The organism is Paraburkholderia sp. J12 (assembly GCF_905220215.1).
In the GTDB taxonomy this organism is placed as follows: domain Bacteria; phylum Pseudomonadota; class Gammaproteobacteria; order Burkholderiales; family Burkholderiaceae; genus Paraburkholderia.
This window is the reverse complement of sequence record NZ_CAJMZC010000037.1, coordinates 1-3,454: the sequence shown is the minus strand read 5'-3', so window position 1 is coordinate 3,454 and position 3,454 is coordinate 1. Positions and strand designations below refer to the sequence as shown.

At 64.2% G+C, this 3,454-nt stretch carries 4 protein-coding genes; all 4 read right to left on the bottom strand.

Annotated features, from left to right (window positions below; all coding sequences use genetic code 11):
- On the bottom strand, positions 1-662 hold a 662-nt coding region (locus U5760_RS31480; protein ID WP_322016207.1), incomplete at its 3' end, for an ABC transporter ATP-binding protein.
- Positions 662-1,438 (bottom strand): ABC transporter ATP-binding protein, encoded by a 777-nt coding sequence (locus tag U5760_RS31475; RefSeq protein ID WP_322016206.1) that lies wholly within the window; start codon positions 1,436-1,438, stop codon positions 662-664. The genes U5760_RS31475 and U5760_RS31480, both read right to left, overlap by 1 nt.
- Before the next feature lie 28 nt (positions 1,439-1,466).
- Positions 1,467-2,636: an ABC transporter permease subunit gene (locus U5760_RS31470; RefSeq protein ID WP_322016205.1), complete on the bottom strand. Its 1,170-nt coding sequence runs from the start codon at positions 2,634-2,636 to the stop codon at positions 1,467-1,469.
- A gap of 16 nt (positions 2,637-2,652) precedes the next feature.
- Positions 2,653-3,454: branched-chain amino acid ABC transporter permease (locus U5760_RS31465; protein ID WP_322016204.1), on the bottom strand; the 802-nt coding region annotated here is incomplete at its 5' end.

Sequence of the window (3,454 nt, the reverse complement as noted above, 5' to 3'; positions counted from 1 at the left end):
TCGCCTTCCATCGTGACGAGACCCGAGTCCATCACGTAGCCGCGGTTCGCGGCCTGCAGCGCGAGGCGCGCATTCTGTTCGACGAGCAGCACCGTGATGCCCTCCTTCGAAATCGTGCGCACCACTTCGAAGATCTTCTCGACCATGATCGGCGAAAGACCCATCGAAGGCTCGTCGAGCAGAAGAAGCTTCGGCTTGCTGATGATCGCGCGCGCCATCGCCAGCATCTGCTGCTCGCCGCCCGAGAGCGTGCCCGCGAGCTGCGTGGCACGTTCCTTCAGGCGCGGGAAGAAGCCGAACATGCGCTCGACGTCCTTCGCAATGCCGTCCTTGTCGCTGCGCAGGTACGCGCCCATCTGCATGTTTTCGATGATCGACATGCGCGCGAAGATGCCACGGCCTTCCGGCACCATCGCAAGACCGCGCTTGAGCAGCTCGTACGCCGGCACGCCCTTGATCGACTGGCCGTTGTACTCGATGTCGCCGGCCGAATAGGGCTTCAGGCCCGTGATCGCCTTCATCGTCGTGGTCTTGCCCGCGCCGTTCGCGCCGATCAGCGTGACGAGTTCGCCCTCTTTCACTTCGAGGTCGACGCCCTTCACGGCCTGAATGCCGCCGTAATTGACCTGCAGGCCCTTGATCTTGAGAATTGCGTTTGCCATCAGTGCACCCCTGCGCCCAGATATGCCTCGATCACCTTCGGGTCCTTCTGCACGTCGTGCGGCAGACCTTCCGCGATCACCTTGCCATAGTCGAGCACTGTCATGCGGTTGCACAGGCCCATCACCAGTTTCACGTCGTGCTCGATCAGCAGGATGGTCTTGCCATCGGCGCGGATCTTGTCGAGCAGGCGCGTGAGTTCGACCTTCTCGGTCGCGTTCATGCCGGCTGCCGGCTCGTCGAGCGCGAGCAGCTTCGGATCGGTCGCGAGCGCGCGCGCGATCTCCAGACGGCGCTGGTGGCCGTACGAGAGATTGCGCGACGTGTAGTCCGCGTATTGCGCGATGCCCACGTATTCGAGCAGTTCGAGCGCGCGCTCCTTGATCTCGCGCTCTTCCTTGCGCTCCGAAGGCGTCTGGAACACGGCGCCGATGAGGCCGTGCTTCGTGCGCACGTGGCGGCCCACCATCACGTTTTCGAGCGCGGTCATGCCGCCGAACAAACGGATGTTCTGGAAGGTGCGGGCAATGCCCGCCTTCGCCACCTGATAAACGGCGGTCGGCGTGTAGGCCTCGCCGTCGAGCTTGAATTCGCCCGAATCCGGCGTGTAAAGGCCCGTGATCACGTTGAAGAACGTGGTCTTGCCGGCGCCGTTCGGGCCGATCAGACCGTAGATCGTGCCTTCCTCGATCTGCAGGCCCACGTCGGACAGTGCCTGCAGGCCGCCGAAGCGCTTGTTCACGCCCTTAACGGACAGGCGGATAGGTTTGTTGCTCATATTCGTCTTCTCCTGCGGTCCGTTACCGTTACGCGCGCACCGGCTTCTTGCTGCTGCGCTTCGCAATCTTCGCGATCTTGTCTTCGTGCTTCGGCGCGGGCCACAGGCCTTCCGAGCGGTACAGCATGATGACGACCATGGCGAGGCCGTACAGCAGCTGGCGAATGACTTCGGTATCGACGATCTGGTGGCCGAAAATCGCGTTCTGCAGCGGGCCCATGGTCGAGCGCAGGAACTCGGGGAACACCGACAGCAGCACGGCGCCGAGAATCACGCCGGGGATGTGCCCCATACCGCCCAGCACCACGCAGGCGAGCACCACGACCGATTCCCAGAACGTGAACGATTCCGGCGAAACGAAGCCCTGGAACGAGCCGAACATCGCGCCCGAGAGGCCGCCGAACGACGCGCCCATCGCAAAGGCGAGCAGCTTCACGTTACGCGTGTTGATGCCCATGGCCTTCGCGGCGATTTCGTCTTCGCGGATCGCGGCCCAGGCGCGGCCGATGCGCGAGTGCTGCAGACGCGTACACACCCAGATCACGAGCAGCGCGCAGATCACGAACACGTAGTAGTAGCAGTACACCGAGGTGAACGTGAAACCGAACAGCGTGTGCGGCTGCGCGAGGTTGAAGCCCGCGACGTCCAGCGGCGCGACGCCGGTAATGCCCTGCGGCCCGTTGGTGATGTTCACCGGACGGTCGAGGTTGTTCATGAAGATACGAACGATTTCCCCGAAGCCGAGGGTCACGATCGCCAGATAGTCGCCGCGCAGACGCAGCGTCGGCGCACCGAGCAGTACGCCGGCGCCGGCAGCGAACGCCATCGCGACCGGAATCACGATCCAGTACGGCGTATGCAGGCCGCCCGGGAACAGGTTGGCGATCCACTCGAACTGCGTCGTGAGGTGGGGCGAAGTCAGCAGTGCCGCCGTATAGGCGCCCACCGCGTAGAACGCGATGTAGCCGAGGTCCAGCAGGCCGGCGAAGCCGACCACCACGTTCAGGCCCAGCGCGAGCATCACATAGAGCATCGCGAAGTCGAGCACGCGCACCCAGTAGTTGCCGCCCACCACGCCGACCACGAAGGGCAGCGCAGCGACGACGAGGGCCGTGACGACGCCCACCGCGAGGGTCTTCGTCGTGTTCTTCTCCGGGATGAGCGTGGTGGACGGCTCGATCGGTTGAATTGAAGTCATTTTGCTCTACTCCCTCTTATGCGCGATCTGCCACACGTTCGCCCAACAGCCCCGACGGACGGAACACGAGCACGACGATCAGCACGACGAACGCGAACACGTCCTGATAGTTACTGCCGAACACCCCACCGGTCAGGTTGCCGATGTAGCCCGCGCCGAGCTGCTCGATGAGGCCGAGCACCACGCCGCCGACCATCGCGCCGCCCAGGTTGCCGATACCGCCCAGCACCGCCGCGGTGAACGCCTTCATGCCGGGGATGAAGCCCATGTAGAAGTGCGCGTTGCCGTATTCGGAGGCGATCATCACGCCGGCGAGCGCGGCGAGCGCCGAGCCGATCATGAAGGTGGCCGAAATCACGAAGTTCGGGTTCACGCCCATCAGGCTCGCGTTGGCCGGGTTCTCGGCGATGGCGCGCATGGCGCGGCCGAGCCGGGTCTTGTGCACGAGCAGCAGCAGGCCCGCCATCACGACGAACGCCACGACGATGATGACGATTTCAGTGGGCGAGATCACGGCGCCGACCCCCGTATCGGAGGGCTTGATCACGTTGATCGGATCGGTGGAGATCAGCTGCGGGAAGGCCAGCGGATTGCGGCCCCAGATGATCATGGCGAGCGTCTGCAGCAGGATCGACACGCCGATGGCGGTGATCAGCGGTGCGAGACGCGGCGCGCGGCGCAGCGGCCGGTAGGCGACCTTCTCGATCGTGTACCCGACGACCGAGCAGACCAGCGCGGCAATGATGAGCGCGATGATCAGCGTGGGGATGTTCCCGAGACCCGGGAAGTGGTTCTGCAGCACCGTGATGGCGGAGAGC